Source organism: Corynebacterium kefirresidentii (assembly GCF_016599755.1).
GTDB classification, from domain to species: Bacteria; Actinomycetota; Actinomycetes; order Mycobacteriales; family Mycobacteriaceae; genus Corynebacterium; species Corynebacterium kefirresidentii.
This window is the reverse complement of sequence record NZ_CP067012.1, coordinates 1,255,701-1,279,005: the sequence shown is the minus strand read 5'-3', so window position 1 is coordinate 1,279,005 and position 23,305 is coordinate 1,255,701. Positions and strand designations below refer to the sequence as shown.

Here is a 23,305-nt window from a genome sequence, read left to right as displayed (position 1 = left end):
CGATGTGCCCCGCACGGTGTGCCTCAGCGGCTGAGGTTCAAGCTATCTGCTTATTTCTCCTCAGCAGTCTCTCCCGCAGTGGAACCGGCCTTGTCCTGTTCCTTCTTCTTTTCCGGCTTGTAGTCTACGCCGGTTTCCTTGCGCTGTGCGGCAGGGATTGGCGCAGGGGCGTCGGTAAGCGGGTCTACGCCGCCGCCGGACTTCGGGAACGCAATGACGTCGCGGATGGAGTCGAAGCCGCCCAGCAGGGAGACAATGCGGTCCCAGCCAAAGGCGATGCCGCCGTGTGGCGGGGCGCCATAAGAGAAGGCATCGAGCAGGAAGCCAAACTTCTCCTGAGCTTCCTCGTCCCCAATTCCCATGACATCAAAGACGCGCTTTTGCACGTCTTCCTGGTGGATACGGATGGAACCGCCGCCAATCTCATTGCCGTTGCAGACAATGTCATAAGCGTAAGCGGTAGCCTCGCCCGGGTTCTGGTCAAAGGAATCAATCCACTCCGGCTTCGGGGAGGTGAAGGCGTGGTGGACCGCGGTCCACTTGGAGTGACCCAAAGCGACGTCGCCGGAAGCGGTTGCATCGGCAGAAGGCTCGAAGAGCGGGGCATCAACAACCCACGTAAAGGCCCAGTCGCCTTCCTTGATAAGGTCCAGCTTCTTTGCAATCTCGCCGCGCGCAGCACCCAGCAGGGCACGTGAAGACTTGGTGTCGCCAGCGGCAAAGAAAATGGCATCGCCTGGCTTAGCGCCAACGTGCTCTGCGATGCCCTCGCGCTCGGCGTCGGTAATGTTCTTAGCTACCGGGCCACCCAATGTGCCGTCCTCACCCACGGTGATATAAGCCAAGCCCTTCGCACCGCGCTGCTTAGCCCAGTCCTGCCAAGCATCAAACTGACGGCGTGGCTGGGAGGCGCCGCCCTCCATAACCACAGCGCCCACGTATTCATTCTGGAAGACGCGGAAGGTGGTGTCCTTAAAGAACTCGGTGCACTCTACAATCTTGATGTCGAAGCGCAGGTCTGGCTTATCAGAGCCGTAGTACTTCATCGCATCAGCGTAGGTCATGCGCGGGATAGGAGTCTTAATCTCGTAGCCAATGAGCTTCCACAGCTCGGTAACGATCTCTTCTGCCAAGGCGATGACATCGTCCTGGTCTACAAAGGACATCTCCACGTCCAGCTGCGTAAACTCCGGCTGGCGGTCGGCGCGGAAATCCTCATCGCGGTAGCAACGAGCAATCTGGTAGTAGCGCTCCATGCCAGCGACCATGAGCAGCTGCTTGAACAGCTGCGGGGACTGTGGCAGTGCGTACCACGTGCCTGGCTTCAAGCGCGCCGGCACCAGGAAGTCACGCGCACCCTCCGGGGTGGAACGAGTCAAGGTTGGAGTCTCAATTTCTGCAAAGTCATGAGAATCCAGCACCTTGCGGGCTGCACGGTTAGCGGCAGAACGCAGGCGCAGGGCCTTCGCCTGGCGCTCACGGCGCAGGTCCAAGTAGCGGTACTTCAAGCGAGTCTCCTCGCCTACCTCACCCGAGGTCGAAGGATCATCAACCTGGAACGGCAGCGCTGCGGATTTATTGAGCACCTCAAGATCCGCGACATTGACCTCAATCTCGCCGGACGGCAGGTTGGGGTTCTCAGAGCCTTCCGGGCGGGGCTCTACGGTACCGGTAACCTTCACGCAGTATTCGGAGCGCAGGTCGTGGGCGCGTTCTGCCACGTCAGATTCACGGAAGACAACCTGGGCGATGCCAGAGCGATCGCGCAGGTCAATGAATATCACACCACCGTGATCGCGGCGGCGGGAAACCCAACCGGTTAGGGTGACGGTCTCTCCTGCGAGTTCTTTGCGGAGCTCACCAGCTAAGTGGGTACGCAGCACTGTTGTTCAATCCCTTCTGAAAATTGTGTCACTTGCGGGTCCCGCCACGCGTAAACAGCGCGCGCCAAACCAAGCACAAGACTAGGAACGTGCACAATCCTACATCCCTACCGGTACATGCAGCGTAGTAAGGTAGACGCAGCGACGCCCCGGAGGCCTACAAGGCGCGACACTCCCCCTGTTTCCTTGCCCCCTTGTGCACCCATCTTCATCCTGTGTTTTAAGGGGCCATGTGGCACCATTTAGACATGACTTTTAGATCTGGTGCCGATTTCGGCGGCAAGGAAGCTCGTTCCGGTGGCGGCGGCGGTGGCATCGCCATCGGCGGTGGCGTCGGCTCGATTGTTTTGGTTGGCCTTTTCCTCCTACTTGGCGGTAACCCCTCAGACTTGGGCGCGATTTTAGGCAATGAACAGTCTCAGTCCGATGGCGCCGCGCAGGGCGATAGCCCAGAATGCAAAACTGCAGAAGATGGCAATACCAAAGATGAATGCCTGGTAGAGTTCACCGGCCGCAGCGTGGACAACGTTTGGTCCAAGGTACTGCCAGAACAGGCAAATATCCAATACACCGAACCGGAGCGCGTGGTCTTCCACGGTGGCGTTAATACCGGATGTGGCGCGGCATCCTCTTCTACCGGCCCCTTCTATTGCCCACGCGATGAGTCCGCCTACTTCGATACCGAGTTCTTTGATTCCCTGCGCAATTTCGGCGCGGAAAATGCCCCTTTGGCCCGCATGTACATCGTGGCCCACGAGTTTGGCCACCACATTCAAAACCTGGAGGGCACCCTCGGTTTGTCGGACTATAACAACCCTGGCGCCGATTCCAACGCTGTGAAGATCGAGCTGCAGGCTGACTGCTACGCCGGGCTGTGGGCCTCCTACGCCGACAAGGGTGACAACCCCTTGCTAGAGCCCATTACCAAAGAACAGGTCTCGGATGCTGTCGCCGCTGCCCAAGCGGTGGGCGATGACAATATTCAACGCCGTTCCGGGGGCCAGGTCCAGCCTGACTCCTGGACCCATGGCTCTTCTGAACAACGCGAGAAGGCATTCCTCGCTGGCTATAACTCCGGCAAGATGTCCCAGTGCGACACCTTGGAGCGCGGGGCCTACCGCGGCTAAAACTACTTTTGGCCGCCGCCTATCCTCTAAGAGCCTAGACGGACTCGCCACCTCCGCTAGCCATACCGACTGTGCCGGGGCTAGCGGGTTTTCTTATCCCTATCCCAGGGCGCTGCAAGCAGTCCGCGCTTGGCGACGCCCTCCCTTTCCACCCTTCTCCACACTGGCACCTATCACTATTCACCTAGCTAGTGCATTCTTGGCCGCTTTCATGACCTTAAAACCCTGCGCTCCATTGTGAACGCAAAGAACTCCTTTCCCACGCCCGCTATTACAAATCAGAGCTCATCGCTCAGCCGCACGCAGCAGTGGTACAGCAGATTTCCACCCTCCGGGACATAGTGGTGTCCCCTCCCGAGACCCTTCGCGTCCTGCAGCCGCATCGATGGGTCGCCGCGGATTTCAGCGATAAGCACAAACTCGATGCCGCCGACAGTGCGGATAGAGCGAGGTATCAAGAGCCCAGCGATCGCGCCATCTTTCTGGCCCGCACGGTAAGTGTGCAGGAACCGATGGATTGCCCATCAGAAACCGATAGCCTGGGGAACCGCCCGTGCGCAGCCGTCATCACAGAACACGGCAAAGTAAATGAGACTCCGCTGTGGTTGGTTGCACCGGCGGACCTACCGGTACTAATGGATGCCCTAGAATGGGAATGATTCGCCAGCCGTTCACACTGCGTCTTTTACCCCTGGGCACCGCAGAGAAAGGTAACCATGCAATTCGGCATCTTCAGTATCGGGGATTTAACCACTGACCCCAACTCAGGAAAAACTCCCTCTGAGGCCGAGCGCATCCGCAACTTAACGGAGATTGCACTCAAGGCCGAGGAGGTAGGCCTTGATGTCTTTGCCACCGGCGAGCACCACAACCCGCCCTTCGTGCCGTCCTCACCTACCACGCACTTGGCCTATATCGCCGCGCAGACTAAGCGCTTGCAGCTCTCGACTGCAACGACTCTTATTACTACAAATGACCCGGTCAAGATCGCAGAGGACTATGCCTTCCTGCAGCACCTTGCACAAGGACGAGTAGACCTCATGCTGGGCCGCGGAAATACGGGCCCGGTCTATCCGTGGTTTGGCAAGGATATCCAGCAGGGCATTTCCTTGGCTATTGAAAATTATCACCTGCTGCGCAGGCTCTGGCGCGAGCCAGTTGTTAATTGGCAAGGAAAGTTCCGCACAGGCTTGGAAGGGTTTACCGCCACCCCGGCGCCGCTGGATGGAATTCCACCCTTTGTCTGGCACGGCTCAATTCGTTCGCCGCAAATTGCCGAGCAAGCTGCTTATTACGGCGATGGTTTCTTCCATAACAATATCTTTTGGAATAAGGAACACACTGCTCAGATGGTAGATCTCTACCGCCGTCGTTTTGCAAGCTACGGCCACGGCCAAGCGGACCAAGCGATTGTAGGCCTTGGTGGCCAGGTCTTTATCGGCGATACCGAGCAAGAGGCTAAAGATTTCTTCCGCCCCTACTTCGACAATGCCCCGGTCTATGGACACGGCCCCAGCCTCGAAGAATTCACGGCCCAGACCCCATTGACCGTTGGCACCGTGGAGCAAGTAATTGAAAAGACCCTCAGTTTTGCTGACTGGGCCGGGGACTACCAGCGTCAGCTTTTCCTCATCGATCATGCCGGGCTACCGCAAGAAGTAGTCCTCGAGCAGATAGAAATCCTTGGCACCCAAGTAGTCCCCGAGCTGCGACGACGCTTTGAACAACGCCGTCCCAGCCACGTTCCTTCTCACCCGCCGACGCACGCTGGCTTGCTCGCTGAGCCCAATTCTTCTCACCTGCAGGTCAGCCCTGGAAAGGAACACTAGTTATGCGCTCCCTACTCGTTATTTCAGCTGGCTTATCGCAACCGTCTTCCTCTCGCCGGCTGGCAGACATGCTTGCAGAGGCTACCCGCGCCAAAATCTCCGCGCGCGGTGAAGGGACCCAGATCGACGTCATTGAGATTCGCGATCTGGCTTTCGAACTAGCTACTGCCATGACAGATCGGACTGCGTCGACGCCGGAGTTGGCCCGGGCCCAAGAGTGCATTGCTCAGGCCGATGGACTTATTGCCGTCACCCCTGTATTTCAGGGAAGCTACTCAGGCCTCTTCAAGATGTTCTTTGATACCTTGAAGCCCCATGCACTAGACGATCTTCCCACCATTATCGCAGCTACAGCTGGTTCTTCGCGCCACTCCCTAATTTTGGATTACGCGCTTCGCCCACTGTTTAATCAACTCCACGCAAATATCGTGCCAACGGGAGTTTTTCAGGCTGCGGAAGACTTGGGCACTCCAGAAGGAGAACGCATTGTCACCCGCATTGAACGCTCTGCCATTCAGCTAGCTGACCAAATGGTTGCCCCCAGGGACAGGGTGTCTGGAATCGCTGGCGAGCTGGAGGGGTTGGGTGGCCGTTCTACTGTGCGGCTAGCCAAGGAGAACTTCATCCCCTTGGGAAAGCTCCTGAATGGATACGGCGACTAGGCCACAGGCCGCGGTCTGTACTTCGCATAGGCGGCGATTGATAGAAGGTGTGACTTTCGCTACGCTGGGCACAGAAAATTTGCCTCTCCCCTCGCTTCCGGCTTTGCCCCTTGATACGAGAAAAGCCCCTAGGAGCCAAACACATATCCACCCAGAAAGGTTCGGCACAGCTTAACTATGACAATTAGCGTCACGGACATCTTCTCCATCGGCATCGGCCCGTCCTCTTCGCACACCGTTGGGCCTATGCGCGCGGCTAAGCAATTCCTCGATTCCCTCGAGAAGCACCCGGCGAAGGTGTATACCGAGTTGCGTGGTTCTCTTTCCGCCACTGGCCGCGGGCATGCCTCTGACCGCGCGGTCATCCTCGGTCTCGCTGGCTGGGATCCACTGAGCGTGCCTATCGACGCCGAGCCGCACGCAGGTGGATTTATCCCCAGTGAAGGATCCATTTCTGGCCCCCGCGGCACGGTGGACTATGAGATCGTCTTTGATAACGAGCCACTTCCTCAACACCCCAATGGCATGATTTTTAGTGCTTGGGACGAAAGTGGCAACCTCATCGCAGAAAAAGAAGAGTACTTTTCTGTCGGCGGCGGCTTTATTCTCTCTCGCTCCGAGCTTGATGCAGAAGTCGCCGAAAGCAATGAGGTGCCCGCTGGCGTAGCCGCAGCGCAGGTTGATGACACCGTTCCTTATCATTTCACCACGGGCGAAGAATTGCTCAATCTGTGCGAGGCTCATGACAAGGCAATCTGGGAGATTGTGCTAGCCAACGAAGAAGCCTTGCACCGTGACGAGGGCGGCGCCGAATTCGTTTTGCGGCACCTTGATCTGGTCTGGGACATCATGCGGGAGTGTGTGACCGAAGGTATTTCCACCAAGGGCCTACTACCGGGAGGGTTGCGTGTGCCGCGTCGCGCCCCAAAGATGTACGCCCAGTTGCTGGAAAATCAGGATGACACCAGCTGCGGTTTCTCCGCCATGGAGTGGGTTAACCTCTATGCCCTCGCAGTCAATGAGCAAAACGCGGCCGGTGGCCGCGTCATTACCGCACCGACCAATGGTGCGTGCGGCATCATTCCAGCGGTACTGCATTACGCGCGCGATTTCCGCGCAGACTTCACCCGTTCTACCGCCCGGCGCTACCTATTGACCGCCGGTGCTATCGGCATGATCATCAAAGAAAATGCGTCCATCTCGGGAGCTGAGGTGGGCTGCCAAGGCGAGGTAGGTTCCGCCTCCGCTATGGCCGCTGCGGGTATGGCAGAGCTGCTCGGCGCTACTCCGGCGCAGGTAGAAAATGCCGCGGAGATCGCATTGGAGCATAACTTGGGCCTGACCTGCGACCCAGTTGGCGGATTGGTGCAGATTCCGTGCATCGAACGCAATGCGATCGGTGCGGTTAAATCCATCAATGCCGCACGCATGGCCAAGATGGGCGAAGGCACTCATCATGTGACCTTGGATAATGCAGTGCAAACTATGGCAGAGACCGGCCGCGATATGCTCTCCAAATACAAGGAAACCTCCCTGGGCGGATTGGCTAAGACCATGGGCTTTAGTGTGTCCCAGGTGGAGTGCTAAAACAGACTCCATGCGCGCAGATGCCCTTCACCGCCGCACAGCTATTATTGCCGCGGCGTGTCAGTTATTCCGATCCCACGGCGATAATGTCGCTTTGGATAAGGTAGCCGCACAGGCCGGGGTGAGTGTAGCCACCGTCTATCGCAACTTCCCTAACCGCGCGAGCCTTATCCGCGCTTGCGCAGAATATATGGGCGATGCCTTTGCGAGGTTCCAACAGCGTCTCATCGCTGACTTTGAGGATCCTAAGCATTCCGGCAATGATTATGTCCGCGCCTATGCCACCCATATCCTTACCATGGAGCTTAATACCCTTATCCCTGCCTTCATCCCCCAGGATTTGGATTCTCTGAGCCCCGAGCTAACCGCTCAGCGTGATCTCTTGGAGAGCAATGGGCGCAGGTTTATTGAGCTTGGGCAACAGCACGGCGAGATCGGACCCGGAGTCACCCACCTCGAATTCATTGTGGGACTCCTGAGTCTGGCGCGGCCCCGCGAGGTCGATGTTGAGGCCTACCAACCCGACCTGCAAGAAAAGATTATTGATCTTTACCTGGCGGGCATTAAAAGAGGGCACCGCGCCTAAGCGCGATGCCCACCAGCTACAGAAACTTAAGCCTCGCCGTGCATTTCGCGTGTAAGGACGGAAACTAGGTCAGAGACATTGACGTCGTGCTGCTCGTGCGCGGCTAGGTCCTTGAGCGCAACGGTGCCGTTTTCTAGCTCCTGCTCGCCCAGTACCAGAGCGAAGCGCGCACCTGCGCGGTCCGCACCCTTCATCGCGCCCTTGAGGCCACGGTCTCCAAAAGACATATCCGCGGAAATGCCGGCTTTGCGGAGATCATTGATAAGAGTGGTCATGGTGCGCTTTGCAGAGGCACCCAGCGCCACGCCAAAGACGTCCACGCGAGAATCTACGCCTTCTAGGGTGATGCCCTCGGCTTCAAGAGCCAGCAGGGCGCGGTCGACGCCCAAGCCATAGCCGATGCCGGATAGGTCTTGGCCTCCTAGCTGGGCCATCAGTCCGTCGTAGCGTCCACCGCCACCGATACCTGACTGCGCACCAAGGCCGTCGTGGACGAACTCGAAGCAGGTCTTAGTGTAGTAATCCAGTCCGCGCACCATGCGCGGATTAATCTCATAAGCTACGCCCATATCATCCAACATGCCGGTTACGGTCTCGAAATGCTCGCGGCATTCCGCATTAAGGTGGTCGAGCATCAAGGGGGCATCGACAAGCTGCTCTTGGACCTCCGGACGCTTATCATCCAGCACACGCAGAGGATTGATCTCAGCACGGTGGCGGGTCTCTTCATCCAAATCGAGCTTAAAGAGGAACTCCTGCAGCTTCTCCCGGTAAGCTGGGCGGCAATTGCGATCGCCTAAGCTGGTGAGCTCGAGGCGGAAGCCGCTGAGCCCCAGCGCGCGGAAGGAACGGTCTGCCAAAGCAATGACCTCGGCGTCTAGCGCGGGATCGTCGACACCAATTGCCTCCACGCCCACCTGCTGGAGCTGGCGGTAGCGGCCGGCTTGCGGGCGTTCGTAGCGGAAGAACGGACCAAAATAGTTAAGCTTCACGGGCAGTTGGCCACGGTCCAAGTTGTGCTCGATGACAGAACGCATCACGCCGGCGGTGCCCTCTGGGCGCAAAGTAACGGAGCGGTCACCGCGATCGGCGAAGGTGTACATCTCTTTAGATACCACGTCGGTGGACTCGCCTACGCCACGAGCAAAGAGTGCGGTGTCTTCAAAAATGGGCAGCTCAATGTGCTGGAAGCCGGAGAGATGTGCCTGCTCCACCATGGTCTGGCGCACCTTATAGAATGCGGCCGACTGCGGTGGGAAATAGTCTGGGACACCTTTAGGAGCGGACAGGGCCTGAAACTGCTTTTTATTACTCACGGGTATTACAGTACCTCCCTCAATGTAGCGAAGAAGGGATTGGTCGCCCTCTCCTTACGCATGGTTGTGGTGGGACCATGGCCGGGCAGAATGTCGAGGTTATCCGCCAAACTCCATACTGGTCCCGCGAGGGACTTCTGCATGGCTTTGGGATCCGAGTGAGGTAGGTCGGTGCGACCAATGGCACCGGCAAAGAGCACATCACCAGTTAAGGCAAAGTCCTCAGCGACGATCATGGTGCATCCCGGAGAATGCCCGGGTGCGTGCTTCAAGCTGAAGGTGTGGCCGAGGAGTTCTAGGGTTGCTCCGTCTTGTAGCTCGCGCACGTCGTTGATGGGGGTCATATGGGCGGCGTCGAAAAGCTCCTGTGCCTGGGGCGAAACACCTTCGCCGCTGGCGAGCATAAACTTGTCAGCGGGGTGGATATAAACAGGGATATCGAGCTTTTCGGCAAGGGATCCGGCGTCGCGGGTGTGGTCAATGTGGCCGTGGGTAAGCACGATAGCCTCATAGTCCAAGTCATGCTCTAGGACTTTTTCCATCGCATCCATGCCGGGATCGACGATAAAGGCGCGACGGCCCTCCGCAATCACATAGGTATTGGTCTGAAAGGGACCGGCAGTAAAACCGAAAATTTCCATACCCACCACCCTAGCTGCCCAGATAATAAAGAGCCGTCCGGCCCCGTCTTCGTAGATGAACCTCGACCAGCAACGCCGTGAGGCCTAGCTCAAAACATCCCACACCTTCTCGTAGTCAAGCTGGGTGACAACACCTGGAACCATTTGTGTGTGCATCACCCGGTGATTTTCATCGGCCACGACCACGGAGCGGGCAAGGAGGCCTTCCAATACGGAATCGCGTACGGTCACGCCGAACTTCTCTCCAAAATCCGATCGAAATGCGGAGGCGGCGATGACATCAGCAATGCCTTCCGCAGCGCAAAAACGCTTGAGGGTAAAAGGCAAGTCACGAGAAACGCAAAGAAGCTTAGTGTTATCTAGCTGCGCAACCTGCTCATGGAAACGGCGCAGTTGCTCCTGGCAGGAAGGGGTTTCGATAGAGGGAAAGATGGAGATAATAAGGCGCGTGCCCGCGAAAGTCTCATTGTTAATCTGACTCAGGTCCGTACCGATGAGTTCGAATTCGGGCAGCGGGTCTCCCACTGCGGGAAGTTCACCAACGGTGGGTGTTGGCGGGTCGATAAAATCTGGTTCAACCATAGAAACCAGAGTACTTATGACTTGGCTCAATAGCCATTGACTAGCCCGATTTACGTGCCCACGCTTTCTTCGAAGTATGGAACCGCTAAACTCGGTCAGGTTGAATCATGCCACCGAAAATCGCTAGAAAGGTTGACTCCCGGTGCCAAATAATAAAAAGCGCGGCGAAGAGGCGCTGAGCAAGCTCGAGCGCGAGCTAAAATCCCGCGAACGCAAGCAAAAGACACGCCCGCTGGGCGTTGTCTTCGCGTCCCTCGTAGTAATCCTCGCCCTGGTAGGCGGTATTTACTACTTGTCGACCCGCGAAGGCGACGATGAGAAGGTACAGGCTGAGGAGTCCTCCGCAGCTGAGACCTCGCAGCAAACCCCACAGGCACAGCCCGTTGCAGATAAGCGTGCAAAGGCTCTGCCGGATACCGTGACCTGTAAGTACGAGGACACCGGTCAAGATTCCAATGGTGCGACTAAGCCGAATGGAAAGGATATTTCCACCAAGGGCACCGTTACCGTTTCCTTTGAGACTTCTCAGGGCACCATTGAGATGGAGATGGATCGTGCCAAGGCGCCGTGTGCCACCAACGCAATTTCTGAGTTGGCAAAGTCTGGCTACTACGACAACACCGTTTGCCACCGTATGACCTCGGGTGGTCTCAACGTCTTGCAGTGTGGCGATCCGACCGGTTCCGGTTCCGGCGGCCCTGGCTTCAGCTTCGCTGATGAGTACCCCACCGACGAGGTGGATGAGAAGGATGCCCAGAACCCCGTTATCTACCCGCGCGGCTCCGTCGCCATGGCAAATAGCGGTCCAGACACCAATGGTTCTCAGTTCTTCCTCAACTATGACGATTCTGAGTTGACCCCGAACTACACCTACTTCGCCACCATTACCGATGAAGGTATGAAGACGATGGACAAGATTGCCAAGAACGGTGTCGAAGGCGGCCAGCCAGACGGCAAGCCAGCAAAGGAAGTCAAGATCAAGAAGGCAACCGTCAAGGCCTAGGCGCTTTAAAAGCCCTGCTTGGCGACGCCTCCCCCTGCCACCACCGCACACCCCCTAACGGGGGCAAGGGTTAAGCCCCGCGCATTCGTCACTTTCACAACGTACGGACGCGCCGGGGCTTTTACTTTCCTTAATTTAACCTGAGCCTGAATATGAGCCCTTAGCTGCAGAAACACTAAGCCTCTAAAATTCCCCTAGTTCACACTAGCCACAAGAGTAAACTTGCAGCACACAGCAGACTTTCAGATATTTCAGCGAGTAAACAGAGACCTGCCAATACTGTTGCGGAAGCCTGTCAGCCTGTCTAGTATTTGAAACGTCTTTGAACGCACCAAGCTTGTTAGGAATCAAAAATGAAGCTTTTCTCCCGCAAGGCACTCGTTGCCGGCGCAACCGCTCTGTCCATGACCTTCGCTGGCACCACCGTTGCTACCGCTGCCGAGACCACTCCAGCGTCCTCCACCGAGAACAAGGAGTCCGCCGCTGCGACCACCACCAATGGCGCTGAGCCGACCGAGGAGGGTTCCTCCATCAAGGATATGGATCCTAAGGAAATCAAGGCTTGGATCGGCGTTGTTACCTCCGTCATCGGCGCTCTGGGCACCCTGTTCGCCTTCGCAAACAAGTACCTCGACCTGCCTTTCGGCAACAAGTAAGGTCACCGCTTCATAGCGCTTCTTAAGCCGCTGCATTCCAAATGGGAATGCAGCGGCTTTTTTGTAGGCTTTTGAGCAATCGGAAGAACTGCTCGACGCTAGTGCTTTCGAGTCTTAGGAATGCTTCTAGGACTCTTTGGCGTCTTCAATGTACTCGGACCCTACGAGGTCTTTGAAAAGCTCTGGATCGATTGTTTGACCGACCCTGATGACAGAGATATGACCCGTGGGCTCCAGGATCATAATCTGTACGTCCTGCATACGGCTAATGCCTGCCTTGCGGGCAGCAGAATAGATATCTGACTTAGTAATATGTGCCAGGTTCAAGTTATCCTCAACCATTTTCCCGCGAAATACTAGGAGAACTGGGCGCCGGTCAAGAAAGCGAGTCCACTTCACCACTTTGCGGATAGTACCGAACGCGGCCTCTAGAGCCATCAGAGTAGTCAAACCGATTACGCCGGCGGCCAGGGTCGGTGGATTACCCACAATGACACGGCCTGCAACCGCGCCGAACATAATGATGATGATGGCATCTGAGGCCGTCATGGAAGTAAGGACCCGGGAGCCAAATATCTTCACTAGGACCATGAAGGATAGATAAATGCCCAAAGTGGCCAATACGACAACGGGGATACGGTGCCATTCAATGCCTAGTTGATAGGTAATTTCGCGCAGGAAGAGGTCTAGAGTATCCACGGTTGATTAGGTTACCTGGCTGCTGCACGGCATACAGAAAAGGCGGAGCTATACTCCCCCGTTCAGGAAGAACCGCTCCGCCTAGCGCCGTGATGGCTTAGAGGTGGAATTGCTTGCGCAGGTCCTCAATCATCTTGCGCGCTGGGGCAGGAAGAATCTGCGGGTTCATACCCACAACCGCAACACCAGCTACCAGCGCCGCAACAATGGCAAATACTGCGCTGCCCATGGAAGAACCGTTAGAGGACAAGGAGGAACCCTTCGGCTCGGGCTTAGCACCCGGCTCCTGGGAGCCCTCGCCGCTTACCTCGATAGGCAGAGTTGCCTTTGTGCCGGCGTCAGTGGTGATTTCGAGGTTTTGCTTGCCGCTGAGGTTTTCTGGAACGGTGAGCTTTACCGTTGCACGTCCGCGCTCGCCAAATTGCGCATCGCCTTCCTGGGCAGCGTTGTCGATGTCGACGGTCTGCTCAGCGTCACCCAACTTCACGGTTGCCTTCTTGGCAATCGGCTCACCCTCGGTGGAGTAATTAAGGCTAGACAGATTGACGGTAATTTCCTTACCCGGCTTCACCTCACCTTCAACGTGGGCACCGATTTGACCTTGTCCGGTGCGGACCTCAGATTCACCCGACTTGATGTAGTCAATCATGGCCTGAGTGTCCATGTAGCCCACATCGTTTTTGTCCTTGATGGAACCAGCGTTGAAATAGCCATCGCCGCCGGCTTCTTCGTCACTAGAAGCAAGGAAGGACGACAACGCGATGGAATAATCCTTCTTCGGGTCAATCTGTTCGCCGTTGATGGTCACGGACTTTACCCGCTCACCCTTATTGGCCTTCTGGTCGTAGACCACCTGCACATTATTGGAAAGCCCCATGGCCAAGCGCGGACGGCTGCCTTCCTGCCACTGGTTTTCCAAAGCATTGATGAACTCCTCGCCGGAAATCTTTGCGGTAATCACGGAGTTACCAAACGGCTGCACCTCAAAGATGTCCTTGTAGGTAACGTCGCCACCCTTCAGGTCAGCACGCACACCACCGGCGTTCATGACACCGATCTCGATATCCTTACCTACCTGCTTGCTCATGGCATAGCGTTGGCCATCTGCGATGAAGTTATTGAGGGTGGATTCTACGCCACGGTTGGAGCCTGCCTCTGCGCCTTTGTCAGAGCCACGGAACAGGTCCTGCTTGACGTTTCCTGCAGTCTTGGAGCCTTCTACCTCGGCTTCCTTTTGTGCCTTTTCCACCACAGCTGCAATGCCAGCGTCCGGCTCGACAGCGGTAGCGTCGGTAGCATCGTACTGGCTGAGTTTGATGTCGGTTACCTTCTTGGCGGACTTGTCAAAGGTAATGTCGACGTCGTTAAGCAACTTGCCATACTCATGCCCCTGCGCCCATTGCAACGGGAGTGCACCTTCGCGCGGGACTTCGCCCTTGGTGCGCTGGTGAGTATCGCCGCCGAAAAGCACGTCTACGTCTTTACTGAAGCCCTCGGCATATTCTTGGGCATCCTCGTGGAAAAGGGCGACAACAACGTCCGCTTCGCCGGACTCCTTTAGCCGGGCGGCCTCTTCATTGGTTGCCTTTACTGGATCCGTGAAGGTAACGCCCGGGATCTTGGCCGCAGATACCTTGTACTTGGTATTTTCCGTCACGGTTCCGACATAGCCCACCTTGACGCCGTCCACGTCTTCAACGTGAGAAGGCTTAAGCAAGGGCTTGCCGTCTTTCAGCACGTTGGCACCCAAGATGGGATACGTGGAGTTCGGCTGAATGCGCTCGGTTAGATCCTCGGTGCCCTTATCAAACTCGTGGTTGCCCACTGCGGATACCTTCATGCCCATCTGATTGAGAGCCTCAAGGGTGTACTTGTCATCAGAAATTGCAGATACAAAGGCAGAGCCGCCTACGTTATCGCCCGAAGAAGTCAGGTTGAATTCCTGACCTTCATTCACCTGCTTGATTAGGGACTGCAAACGAGCCACGCCAATTTCATCGCCGGCCTTTGCTGGGTCGCCGATCTTGTCCTCCAAGTGACCGTGAATATCGGTGATATTGGTGACAGAGATGGTGGTCTTGTTTTCTTGTGCGACCGCCTGCGCGCCGGAGAGAGCTACAGCGGATACGGTAGTGGCGGCCACAAGTTGGCCGATGCGGCGAAACTGCATTGAAATACTCCTAGATTGTAGAAAGCAACAGGATAATTTATATCGCTTTACTAACAACTTGGCAGGAGAAACTAAGCTCGCTTGCTGGGGATTTACCTGGCAGAAGCCGAAAATTCATACACTGGTAACCAGCCCGAAGCCTTCGCGTTGCTTGCCCCGCCCCTCCTTGAGGGTAAGGAGAAAGCGCGCTAAGCAGTTACTCGGTAAACGTCGAAGACGCCTTCCGTATTGCGCAAGGTCGTCATTAACGTGCCCAGCTGCTTGGTGTCTGACACCGAGAACGTAAACCTAACCGTCGCAATGTGGTCATCTCCCCGGTTGGAGTTCATAGTCAAAACGTTGATGTTCTCATCACTCATAACGCGGGTGAGCTCTGAAAGAAGGCCTTGCCGGTCAAGGGCTTCCAATTGCAACGTCGCAGAGAAAGCACCGGTAGCGGAGGTCCCAGAAGACCAGGCCACCTCTAGCATGCGCTCGGGTTCTGCTTTGAGCTTTTCCGCGTTGGTGCAGTCGGCTCGGTGCACTGATACTCCGCCGCCTCGGGTTACGAAACCAAAGATGGTATCGCCTGGTACAGGCTGGCAGCATTTGGCGAGCTTGGCCATTACATCAGGGCTGCCCTCCACCAAGATGCCGGTGCCCGATGCGGAGTCCTCGGTGTGCTGGGCACGGGAATTTTCAATCTCAGACAGCGGCGTGCGCGAGGCCAAAGTGTCAATTGCATCGTCCTGGTCCCCAAACATGGCAACCAATTGATTGGCAACATGTTGCGCAGATACTTGGCCCGCGCCGATGGCGGTATACAGCGAATCGACATCAGCGTGGTGCAGCTGCTCCGCCACCTGCTTCATAGATCTGGCGGTAAACAGGCGGTGCATCGGCAGGCCGCCTCGCTGGACCTCAGTGGCTAGGGCATCTCGCCCTGCCTCCAAATGTTCTTCGCGGCGCTCTTTGGCAAACCACTGCCGTACCTTGGTCTTAGCGCGTGCAGATACCAGAAAGTCCTGCCAATCACGGGACGGGCCTGCGTTAGGGTCTTTAGAAGTAAAGATCTCAACCTTGTCACCGGATTTTAGCTTCGATTCCAGTGCTACCAGCTTGCCATTGACCTTGGCACCGATACACCTATGCCCCACTTCGGTATGTACTGCATAGGCAAAGTCCACCGGAGTAGAACCTGCGGGCAGATTTACTACGTCACCCTTAGGGGTAAAGGCAAAGATTTGCTTAGCGGTAAGGTCATAGCGCAAGGAGTCTAGGAACTCATTAGGGTCAGCTGCTTCCTTCTGCCAGTCCAGAAGTTGGCGCATCCACGCCATCTGGTCCACTTCTTCTTGGTGGCCCGAGTTTTTGCCCTTGGTTTCCTTGTAGCGCCAGTGAGCGGCCACGCCGAATTCGGCATTGTAGTGCATCTCGTGGGTGCGTACCTGGACCTCCAGCGTGGCACCACCATCGCCTAGCACTGTGGTGTGCAGCGATTGATAGACACCAAATCGCGGCGAAGAAATATAGTCCTTAAAGCGCCCGGGCAGAGCTTGGTAGATCGAGTGAACCACGCCAATTGCGGCATAACAGCTATTGACATCCTCTACTAGGATGCGGATACCCACTAGGTCAAAAATCTCTGCAAAGTCGCGGCCACGTACGATCATCTTTTGGTAGATGGACCAGTAGTGCTTTGGCCGGCCCATAACCTCAGCTTCAATGCCGTTTTCCTTCAATGCCGCACTAACTTGGCTAATGATCTCTTTGAGCGCGCGGTCACGCGAGGGGGCGCGGTCTGCCACCATGCGCACAATCTCGTCGTACTTTTTGGGGTACAGGATGGCAAAGGATAGGTCCTCCAGCTCCCACTTCACACTGGCCATGCCTAAGCGGTGAGCTAATGGAGCGATAACCTCGAGGGTTTGGCGCGCCTTTTTGGCCTGCTTTTCGGGCGGGAGGAACCGCATCGTACGCATATTGTGCAGGCGGTCGCTTACCTTAATGACCAAGACGCGCGGGTCAGTGGCCATGGCTACGATCATCTTGCGGATGGTTTCCGCCTCTGCGGCCGAGCCCAGCGCCACCTTATCCAACTTCGTCACACCGTCAACCAGCCGGGCCACCTCGGGGCCGAAATCCCTGGTGAGGTCGTCTAAGGAGTAGTCCGTATCCTCCACCGTATCGTGCAAGAGCGCTGCCACGATGGTGGTGGTGTCCATACCAATTTCCGCAGCGATCGTAGCAACGGCAAGTGGGTGGGTGATATAAGGTTCTCCAGATTTGCGGAAAACCCCTTCATGCAGACGCTCGGCGGTGTTATAAGCACGATTGAGCAGGTCTGAGTCGGCCTTAGGGTGAAACTTGCGGTGGATGGACATCAGCGGGTCCAGCACCGGATTCACCCTGACTCGGCCGCCTGTGAGCGAACGGGCAAGGCGAGCCGACATGCTACGCATACCGCCGCCGGTCTGGCGCTTTACGGGTTTATCCATGGCCATTTCTACCGCCCTTCACAGTGCCACGGGCCATATTGGCCTCATATTCGTCTAGATCGTGGGATCTAGCTTAGACACTTCATCTTAGTCTGTGGCATTTAGCACAATGAGCGGCGGGCCGGATAAACGCTCACGCCCATTGAGGCCTTTGACTTCCAGCACAACGACGTTGCCGGCAACCTCGGCACCCGCGGACTCGAGCAGAAGTTTCGCACCATGGAGGGTGCCACCGGTGGCTAGGACGTCGTCGACAAGCACTACGCGCTTGCCCTTGATGTCGACGCCGCTGGCCGGAATCTCCAGCGCCGCCGAGCCGTATTCCAGCTCGTATTCCTCGGTGTATACCGGAGGAGGAAGCTTGCCCTTCTTGCGGATGGCTAGGATACCCAGGCCCATCTTGTAGGCCACGGCCGAGCCGAGGAGGAAGCCACGGGCATCTAGGCCACCGATCATTTCCGCGCCCAGTTCCTCGCAGGCGGCCGCTAAGCCGTCTACGACGGTGCGAAAAGCCTCTGGGTCTGCCAAAACTGGGGTGAGATCTTCGAAGAGGATACCCTCCTCTGGGAAGTCTTGAACGAGGCGAACCTTATCCTTGAGAGCCTGTGCTGCTGATTCGTAGTGCGAACTCATAATCTTCCTTGAGAAATAATTGCGAGAGGTCGTTAACGGCCGCTGTTGCGGGTCCTACTTCTTTTCGGTTGGAGCGGTGCTACGCCAGCGATCCATATTCCAACCGATGCCCGAGACGCCAGTGTACGGCAGGACACCTTCCACGTCGCGGCGGACGAGGAAGACACGCGGCTGCGCGGAGAGCGGAATGGACGGAATATCCTTCCACAAAGCTTCTTCTGTCTTCTTAAGCTCCGCAGAGTTTTTCATACTAGCTTCGACCGCGGAGTACTCCGTCTGAGGATCTACCGGTCCAAGGAAAGCGTCGACGGTAGGTGCCCAGGTTTCTGGATCCATTTCCAGGTAGTGCTGAGACATAAACTCCGCAGACGCATCCTCGATGGTGATTCCGGCCGGCTCACAGGATGCACGGAGCTGTTCCACCATAGCTGCGTAACGCTTATCCGGTCCTAAGTAGCCGACCTTGATGGTCGTTCCATTCAGATTCCCCGCCTGCGCCAGATCGGTACCCTGGTGCTCCTTACCCACTTTGTCGAGGCCGCCGGCAACCGGGTTGGTGACGGAAACGGTGCGCACATAAGCCGGTGGCACCTCTACGCCAGAGGCCGCGGAGCTTGCCTGAGCCACCGCCTGCTGATCGACGCACGCAGCGAAGCTCTCGCGCGCCCACGGCTCGGCGAATACCCCAGCCTCAGACAGCGTCAGCGTATCCGTTAGCTCGCCTACCATTGGGGTAGCTTCATAGGAGTCCTCCCCTGACTCACTTTGATTCCGGTCAAGCCAGTCAGGGGTTGCATTGGCGGCGTCGACCACGCGCAGTGCCCCCTTATCTACCAGCTTGTGCGCGTCAGCATCCGCTGGCCACACCACAACGTGGTCCTCGGCTGGCGCATCCCCAAAGTATTTTTCGTTCGCTTTGAGGATAACCTCGCCCTCATCGCCTATCTTGTCGATGACATAGGGGCCAAAAGACACTTGCAGTTTTGGATCGAGTTGATCCTTTGCCACGGAAAAGCCATACCGCCATGCCTGAGCAACTGGATCTAGCGCCTGCATATCTTCGGCTGCCAGCGCCGCATTAAGCTCCTCAAGGCTCAACCCAGCCTTTTCTGCCAGCGCATGGGCGGGCATGACCGTTCCGGCGCCAAACATATGGCGCCAGCGCTGCCCCTGATCCTTATTAAAGGTCAACGTAAACGATTTGCTGTGGGGTTCGCAGCTGAAATTCGCAATGTCATTCATCAGCGGCATATGGGAGGCGAATTCAGCCGGATGGGTGCCGGCAACGTAAGTCAAATAGTAATCATCACAGGTCACGGGAGTGCCATCGGAAAAGACGGCATCCTCGGCCAAGGTCAGCTGGACGCTGCGCTGGTCGCTGCCCTCAGCGGGCGGGAGCTCTTCCGTTTCTACTAGGTCTGCATTGGGGATCAATTCGCCCGCGGGACCAGGTACGAAAAGGCCAGGATATAGGCGCGTGGACAACAGTCCGGCGGAGCTGGCAGAACCAAAGGAGGTGCCTGCGTTGGTAGTGGCCAGACGGGAATTTACCTGGTACCCAAAGTATCCATAGGATTCTGGTTCCTGGGGCGCAGCCGAAGACTCATCCTCGCCACCCTGCCCGCTGCAGGCAGATGCAGCCAGGGCGAGTGCGGATACGCATGAAGCAAGGGCCCGCCTCCCCCTATGACGTCCTCCAGAACTGCTCTTTTCCTTAAGCATGGTTATGTGCCCTCACTTCAGCTAGCGATCCGCCTGAAATTTACTACCGGAAGTTACCTGCCTGGCCGCCACGTTGCGCCAGGGTGTCCGGTGGACTCCGCCGATTCGGCCTCATTGCCAGCCGGGGTGGACTGAGCACTTACTGGCGAAACCACGGTGCGCCCCGCTGCGGGTGCGTCATCTTCTGCAGCACCCTTCTCATCCTTACCAGCACGGTAGTCCGCTACTCGCTTATTGTGGCGCTTAGTCTTCTTGGACATATTGGCGAAGGTGACAACCAATGGCGTAGCGAAGAAGATGGAGGAGAAAATACCCTCAACCACACCGATGAGCTGGATGAGTGCCAAATCGCGCAGGGTACCAATGCCCATGAGCCACACGGCCACCACGAAGAGCGCGATAATCGGCAGCGCAGAAATCACCGAGGTAGAAATCGAGCGCATGACCGTCTGGTTAATCGCCAGGTTCGTCAGCTCAGCAAAGGTCTTCTTGCGCTGTCCCTCCAGGCCTTCCGTGTTCTCGTTGATCTTGTCAAAGACGATGACCGAGTCATACATGGAGAAGGTCAGGACGGTAAGCAGACCGATAATGACAGCAGGGGAAACCTGGAATCCGAAGAGCGCATAAATGCCGGCAATAATCACGCCGTCTGCAATCAGGGCGATGATAGCGGCAAAAGCCATGTTCTTCTGCAAGCGAATGGCCACATAAACGGTGGCAGCTACCAAGAAGACCAGCATGGCGATAAGCATGCGCTGGGTAATGGCAGAACCCCAAGACTCAGATACCGTGGACGAACCGATGGCATCCGGGGTGGCCTTACCTTCTTCATCCTTCGGCTTAAAGTCCTCGTAGATAGCGGTACGAGCCGCATTCACCTCTTCTTGGCTGAGGCGTTCGGAGACAATCTCCAAGGTCTCGGAGTTGCCGGAGCCTACGATATGTACCTGCTCGGGTTCTACGCCGGTGGAATCTTCAAAGACGCGTCCTACTTCTTCTTCCTTAAGGTCCCCTGCCGGCATGGACAGCGTAGTGCCGCCTTCGAAGTCAATCGAGAGGCTGAAGCCGCGAATTAGGATTGCGGCCACGGCCGCCACGATCAGCGCGGCGGTGATGCCGTACCACAGCTTGGTGCGGCCAATGAAGTCATAACCGCGCTCATCCTCGTAGAGGCGGTCCATTCGGGAAATCTTGTGCTTAGTCGAAACAGCCATGCTTATTTCTCCTCATCTTCCGCAGCATCAACGGGACGTGCGGTTCCTGCGGCAGTATGTGCTGCCGTTTCTGTGGTGGCTGCCTCCTTGGTTGCGGAGGTTTTAGTGGAGCCTGCTTTGCGATGCCCCGAGCCGAAATAGCCGCGTTCACGACGCTCTTCCACCAAGGCGTAGATACCGCCAAGGCCGTTCATCGAAGGCTTGGCTGCAGCTGGACGGCGGCCCACCAACTGCATCAGTGGTGCCATAACCAAGAAGGATACGACAAGGTCGAAGACCGTGGTCAGGCCCATGGTAAAGGCGAAGCCCTTAACCTCACCGATGGCGAGGAAGTAGACCACTACGGAGCCGATGAGGGTCACCGCGTTACCGGTCACGATGGTCGCACGAGCACGCTCCCACGCCTTTTGCGTAGCGGAGCGGAAAGTGCGTCCCTCTAGCAGCTCATCCTTGATGCGTTCGTAGTAGACCACGAAGGAGTCAGCCGTTGCACCCACACCGATGACCAGACCGGCAATACCGGAGAGATCCAGTGAGTAGCCGATCCAACGACCCAGCAGCACCAAGGCACCATAGGTCAACAGGCCAGAAGAAATGAGGAAGACGAGGGAGACGCCGGCCAGTGCGCGGAAGTAATACAGCGAATAAGCCATCACGAGTACCAAGCCGACTAGGCCCGCGATAAGGCCGGCCTGCAGGGCGGCCTTACCCAGTGTCGGCGGAATGGACTCAATGGTACCGCCCGGCTCGCCATTTTCACCGGCGAAGGACAGCGGCAGTGCGCCATACTTCAAGTTATTGGCCAGGTTCTGTGCTTCCTCTTGGCTGAAATCACCAGTAATAGAGGTTGCGGAGCCAACTGGAGTTGCGCCCTGGATGACCGGTGCAGAGATAACTGCGGAGTCAAGGGTAATGGCGACTTGGTCGTTGAGGTGTTCCTTGGTGAGGTCCGCCCACGTCTGGGAACCATTTGGTCCATCTCCGGTCTTGAAAGAGAAGTTGATCTCCATTTGGCCGGTTTTGTTGTTCATACCGCCTTCGATAGGACCATTGGTATTGATCTCATTGCCGGTTAGGCGGGTGCCATTTTCATCCTTGATGCCGTTAAGAAGTGGCGCGGGCTCGAGGACGTACGGGTTGCCCTTGGAATAATCACAGGTAACAAATGGCTTAGCCGGATCGTCCGCGCCAGCCAGCGGATCGGTATCGCCCTGACAGGTCATCAGCATCGAAGCTGCGGCTTGGGTCGTCGGATCCTCGGACTGGCGGTCCTTGAGCAACATCTCCGTGATTTCATCACGGCGCTTCGACTGCTCAATGGAGTTGCTTGGCCCATCTAGGGGCTTAGCGCTGACCTTTGGAGCCTTCTTCTCCTTTGGCTTCTGTCCGGTCATCTGCGCTTCCTGCGCAGAGATGGCCTTGACGCCTTGATCCATCTGCTTGTTCGCTTCGTCTGCGCTCAGCACGCCATACTTTACCCAGCGGTTGGCCATGTCTTCTAGTTCCTTATTGAGCTTGCCCATATCCGGCATGGATGGCTTAGCCACTGGGCGGAAGAAGAGCTGCGAGGTCTTACCTACGGCCTGTGCTTGGGAAGCGTCCTCTCCTGGCACGGTAATAACCAGGGTATTGCCGTTAATGACAACCTCAGAGCCAGAAACGCCCATACCATTGACACGCTGTTCCAAGATGGTGCGTGCTTGTTTGAGCTGGTCCTGAGTGGGTTCCTCGCCTTGCGGAGCAAGCGTTACGCGAGTACCGCCCTGCAGATCAATGCCGAGCTTCGGCGTGCTTTGACGGCTACCAGTAAGAAAGATAAGCGCATAGATAACAACCACAATGAGGACGAATAACGCGATAGCGCGCTTCGGCCATTGGCGTTGGCTATTTTTCATAGCGCGACGGGGTGATGCGGACAACGATAATCTCCTGTGCTGCTTATAACAGGGTGTTTAGACAATAAATACGGCCCGACCGAATGGCGCAGGCACGTCAACAACGCACAATCGTACGTCATGAGACGGAATTTTCCTTAACGAGGGCCTGATAAGACCCAAAGTGTGATGGGGTCTACGCTCCACAAAGTTCCCACCACCTAGCAAACGCTAAGATAGTTCTCAGGAAAGGCGGGGTTAGTTCTTCCCCTCGCCGTCGAACGGAGGGATATTCTCATCAGGCAGGTTATCTTTCGTATCGCCTTGTGCTTCCTCAGCAGCCGCAGGGCGCTCGAGCTCATTGGCCTCCTGCTCGGTGCGAATCACGGCCATCTTGTCAAAAGTAACCACCACTCCTGGGGCAATTTCTAGATCCACATCCTTGTCACTGGTGTTACGCACCACGCCGTGCACACCGCCCGCGGTAACGATGGAATCGCCCGGCTTGAGGGAATTTTGTAGGGCCTGCATATCATTTTGGCGCTGGCGCTGCTTTCGCATAGCCATGAAAGAGGGAATGACGAACAGGATGCCAATAATGATGAGAATGATGATTTCCATAGCTTCCTAGTGTGCCAGACGGA

General features: G+C 56.6%; 19 protein-coding genes. 7 read left to right on the top strand and 12 right to left on the bottom strand.

The genetic code is table 11. The features are described from left to right. Positions 1-50 precede the first annotated feature (50 nt). A complete protein-coding gene (gene aspS, locus I6I12_RS06195; protein ID WP_023021453.1) occupies positions 51-1,883 on the bottom strand; it encodes an aspartate--tRNA ligase in 1,833 nt (610 codons plus the stop codon). Positions 1,884-2,131: 248 nt separating this feature from the next. Here aspS and ypfJ point away from each other — a divergent pair, with 248 nt between their 5' ends. The 5 genes from ypfJ (at position 2,132) to I6I12_RS06170 (ending at position 7,674) form a co-directional block, all read left to right on the top strand. After that, positions 2,132-3,010 (top strand): KPN_02809 family neutral zinc metallopeptidase, encoded by an 879-nt coding sequence (ypfJ, locus tag I6I12_RS06190; RefSeq protein ID WP_200287429.1) that lies wholly within the window; start codon positions 2,132-2,134, stop codon positions 3,008-3,010. 716 nt (positions 3,011-3,726) lie between these two features. Continuing rightward, the gene (locus I6I12_RS06185; RefSeq protein ID WP_200287427.1) at positions 3,727-4,839 is read left to right on the top strand and encodes an LLM class flavin-dependent oxidoreductase; all 1,113 of its coding nucleotides are present in this window, start codon (positions 3,727-3,729) and stop codon (positions 4,837-4,839) included. 2 nt (positions 4,840-4,841) lie between these two features. Continuing rightward, positions 4,842-5,501, top strand: coding sequence for an FMN reductase (locus tag I6I12_RS06180; RefSeq protein WP_023021449.1), 660 nt, complete (start codon positions 4,842-4,844; stop codon positions 5,499-5,501). Between the two features lie 177 nt (positions 5,502-5,678). After that, positions 5,679-7,088, top strand: coding sequence for an L-serine ammonia-lyase (locus I6I12_RS06175; RefSeq protein ID WP_023027859.1), 1,410 nt, complete (start codon positions 5,679-5,681; stop codon positions 7,086-7,088). Positions 7,089-7,098: 10 nt separating this feature from the next. After that, positions 7,099-7,674 carry a TetR/AcrR family transcriptional regulator gene (locus tag I6I12_RS06170; protein WP_023021447.1) on the top strand — a complete coding sequence of 192 codons (576 nt, stop codon included), beginning with the start codon at positions 7,099-7,101 and terminating at the stop codon, positions 7,672-7,674. 26 nt (positions 7,675-7,700) lie between these two features. Here the strand turns inward: I6I12_RS06170 and hisS are convergent, their stop codons facing one another. The 3 genes from hisS to tpx form a co-directional block, all read right to left on the bottom strand. Continuing rightward, the gene (gene hisS / locus I6I12_RS06165) at positions 7,701-8,990 is read right to left on the bottom strand and encodes a histidine--tRNA ligase (protein ID WP_049360699.1); all 1,290 of its coding nucleotides are present in this window, start codon (positions 8,988-8,990) and stop codon (positions 7,701-7,703) included. A gap of 5 nt (positions 8,991-8,995) precedes the next feature. Next, positions 8,996-9,631 (bottom strand): MBL fold metallo-hydrolase, encoded by a 636-nt coding sequence (locus I6I12_RS06160; RefSeq protein ID WP_200287425.1) that lies wholly within the window; start codon positions 9,629-9,631, stop codon positions 8,996-8,998. 84 nt (positions 9,632-9,715) lie between these two features. After that, the gene (gene tpx / locus I6I12_RS06155; RefSeq protein ID WP_200287423.1) at positions 9,716-10,213 is read right to left on the bottom strand and encodes a thiol peroxidase; all 498 of its coding nucleotides are present in this window, start codon (positions 10,211-10,213) and stop codon (positions 9,716-9,718) included. A 142-nt stretch (positions 10,214-10,355) separates the two neighbouring features. Between tpx and I6I12_RS06150 the strand changes: the two genes are divergently transcribed. Together I6I12_RS06150 and I6I12_RS06145 are read left to right on the top strand one after the other, a co-directional pair. Then, entirely contained in the window at positions 10,356-11,216 is an 861-nt protein-coding gene (locus I6I12_RS06150; RefSeq protein ID WP_200287421.1) for a peptidylprolyl isomerase, read from the top strand. A 353-nt stretch (positions 11,217-11,569) separates the two neighbouring features. Then, a complete protein-coding gene (locus I6I12_RS06145) occupies positions 11,570-11,872 on the top strand; it encodes a hypothetical protein (RefSeq protein ID WP_200287419.1) in 303 nt (100 codons plus the stop codon). Between the two features lie 126 nt (positions 11,873-11,998). Here I6I12_RS06145 and I6I12_RS06140 read toward each other — a convergent pair whose 3' ends face one another. From I6I12_RS06140 to yajC, 8 genes are all read right to left on the bottom strand, one after another. Continuing rightward, positions 11,999-12,571, bottom strand: coding sequence for a DUF421 domain-containing protein (locus I6I12_RS06140; RefSeq protein ID WP_200287417.1), 573 nt, complete (start codon positions 12,569-12,571; stop codon positions 11,999-12,001). A gap of 97 nt (positions 12,572-12,668) precedes the next feature. Then, the gene (locus I6I12_RS06135) at positions 12,669-14,741 is read right to left on the bottom strand and encodes a bifunctional metallophosphatase/5'-nucleotidase (protein WP_023021440.1); all 2,073 of its coding nucleotides are present in this window, start codon (positions 14,739-14,741) and stop codon (positions 12,669-12,671) included. Between the two features lie 188 nt (positions 14,742-14,929). After that, entirely contained in the window at positions 14,930-17,218 is a 2,289-nt protein-coding gene (locus tag I6I12_RS06130) for a RelA/SpoT family protein (RefSeq protein WP_156900699.1), read from the bottom strand. 87 nt (positions 17,219-17,305) lie between these two features. After that, on the bottom strand, positions 17,306-17,851 hold the full coding sequence (locus tag I6I12_RS06125) for an adenine phosphoribosyltransferase (protein WP_023021438.1): 546 nt from the start codon (positions 17,849-17,851) through the stop codon (positions 17,306-17,308). Between the two features lie 54 nt (positions 17,852-17,905). Then, positions 17,906-19,573, bottom strand: a complete 1,668-nt coding sequence (locus tag I6I12_RS06120; RefSeq protein WP_200287415.1) for an ABC transporter substrate-binding protein — start codon at positions 19,571-19,573, stop codon at positions 17,906-17,908. A gap of 53 nt (positions 19,574-19,626) precedes the next feature. Further along, a complete protein-coding gene (secF, locus tag I6I12_RS06115) occupies positions 19,627-20,787 on the bottom strand; it encodes a protein translocase subunit SecF (RefSeq protein ID WP_200287413.1) in 1,161 nt (386 codons plus the stop codon). A 2-nt stretch (positions 20,788-20,789) separates the two neighbouring features. Continuing rightward, positions 20,790-22,682, bottom strand: a complete 1,893-nt coding sequence (gene secD / locus I6I12_RS06110) for a protein translocase subunit SecD (protein WP_200287411.1) — start codon at positions 22,680-22,682, stop codon at positions 20,790-20,792. Positions 22,683-22,919: 237 nt separating this feature from the next. Beyond that, positions 22,920-23,282: a preprotein translocase subunit YajC gene (gene yajC / locus I6I12_RS06105; RefSeq protein WP_200287409.1), complete on the bottom strand. Its 363-nt coding sequence runs from the start codon at positions 23,280-23,282 to the stop codon at positions 22,920-22,922. Positions 23,283-23,305 lie beyond the last annotated feature (23 nt).

What these genes read in the sequence shown, in the direction of transcription:
- ypfJ (WP_200287429.1), top strand. Translation starts at nt 2,132, where the DNA reads ATGACTTTTAGATCTGGTGCCGATTTCGGCGGCAAGGAAGCTCGTTCC.
- I6I12_RS06185 (WP_200287427.1), top strand. Translation starts at nt 3,727, where the DNA reads ATGCAATTCGGCATCTTCAGTATCGGGGATTTAACCACTGACCCCAAC.
- I6I12_RS06180 (WP_023021449.1), top strand. Translation starts at nt 4,842, where the DNA reads ATGCGCTCCCTACTCGTTATTTCAGCTGGCTTATCGCAACCGTCTTCC.
- I6I12_RS06175 (WP_023027859.1), top strand. Translation starts at nt 5,679, where the DNA reads ATGACAATTAGCGTCACGGACATCTTCTCCATCGGCATCGGCCCGTCC.
- I6I12_RS06170 (WP_023021447.1), top strand. Translation starts at nt 7,099, where the DNA reads ATGCGCGCAGATGCCCTTCACCGCCGCACAGCTATTATTGCCGCGGCG.
- I6I12_RS06160 (WP_200287425.1), bottom strand. Translation starts at nt 9,631, where the DNA reads ATGGAAATTTTCGGTTTTACTGCCGGTCCCTTTCAGACCAATACCTAT.
- tpx (WP_200287423.1), bottom strand. Translation starts at nt 10,213, where the DNA reads ATGGTTGAACCAGATTTTATCGACCCGCCAACACCCACCGTTGGTGAA.
- I6I12_RS06145 (WP_200287419.1), top strand. Translation starts at nt 11,570, where the DNA reads ATGAAGCTTTTCTCCCGCAAGGCACTCGTTGCCGGCGCAACCGCTCTG.
- I6I12_RS06135 (WP_023021440.1), bottom strand. Translation starts at nt 14,741, where the DNA reads ATGCAGTTTCGCCGCATCGGCCAACTTGTGGCCGCCACTACCGTATCC.
- I6I12_RS06130 (WP_156900699.1), bottom strand. Translation starts at nt 17,218, where the DNA reads ATGGATAAACCCGTAAAGCGCCAGACCGGCGGCGGTATGCGTAGCATG.
- I6I12_RS06125 (WP_023021438.1), bottom strand. Translation starts at nt 17,851, where the DNA reads ATGAGTTCGCACTACGAATCAGCAGCACAGGCTCTCAAGGATAAGGTT.
- I6I12_RS06120 (WP_200287415.1), bottom strand. Translation starts at nt 19,573, where the DNA reads ATGCTTAAGGAAAAGAGCAGTTCTGGAGGACGTCATAGGGGGAGGCGG.
- secF (WP_200287413.1), bottom strand. Translation starts at nt 20,787, where the DNA reads ATGGCTGTTTCGACTAAGCACAAGATTTCCCGAATGGACCGCCTCTAC.
- secD (WP_200287411.1), bottom strand. Translation starts at nt 22,682, where the DNA reads ATGAAAAATAGCCAACGCCAATGGCCGAAGCGCGCTATCGCGTTATTC.
- yajC (WP_200287409.1), bottom strand. Translation starts at nt 23,282, where the DNA reads ATGGAAATCATCATTCTCATCATTATTGGCATCCTGTTCGTCATTCCC.